Annotated in this window: 1 protein-coding gene; it reads right to left on the bottom strand. The window is 64.9% G+C overall.

Features of this window, described 5'->3' with window-relative positions:
* The coding region (trxA, locus tag ACFC3J_RS22840; RefSeq protein ID WP_375198192.1) for a thioredoxin at positions 1 to 482 on the bottom strand (482 nt) is incomplete at its 3' end.
* Positions 483 to 679 lie beyond the last annotated feature (197 nt).

Below are 679 nucleotides of genomic sequence, written 5' to 3'. Positions count from 1 at the left end.
GCCTCGGCATAGATCTGCGCCGCTGCCGCCGCGTCGCCCTCGGCGAGCACCGCTTCGGCCTCCTGCACGATCTCGGCGACGTTGACCTCGCCCGGCGCGGTGACGCCCTTGGTCAGCCGCTCGATGAAGGCATTGACCTGGCTCTCCGGCACCGCACCCATGAAGCCGTCGGCCGGCTGGCCGTTGACGAAGGCGATCACGGCGGGGATCGACTGGATGCCCATCTGGCCCGGGATCGCCGGATGGTGGTCGATGTTCATCTTGACCAGCTTGACCTTGCCCTTGGCCGCCTTCACCGCCTTTTCCAGCACGGGGGTGAGCTGCTTGCAGGGGCCGCACCACTCCGCCCAGAAATCGATCAGCACCGGCTGGCGCTTCGATTCCTCGATCACGTCCTTCACGAAGGCTTGGGTGGTGGTGTCCTTGATCAGGTCGGCCGCAACCGGGCCCGCCGCTCCGTTACCCTGGTCGATGATCGTCACGGGATCCCCTCGTCATGTCTGGAATGGCGGCTCTTAGCACGCCGCCATATCATATGCTTGCTGTTGGCTCCTAAATTGGGCCGAATGGGCCGAATTTCAATCCAGGCGACCCGATTCGCCGGTTCCGGGGCACTTTCGCGCGGTTTGGCCGCATCCGGGGTCCATATAGGGCCTCCGATTGCGCATTGATGCCGCCG

The sequence above is a fragment of the Sphingobium sp. genome, from assembly GCF_041987595.1.
Classification (GTDB): domain Bacteria; phylum Pseudomonadota; class Alphaproteobacteria; order Sphingomonadales; family Sphingomonadaceae; genus Sphingobium.
Note: the sequence above shows the minus strand (reverse complement) of the source record. Positions and strands in the feature narration are given on the sequence as shown.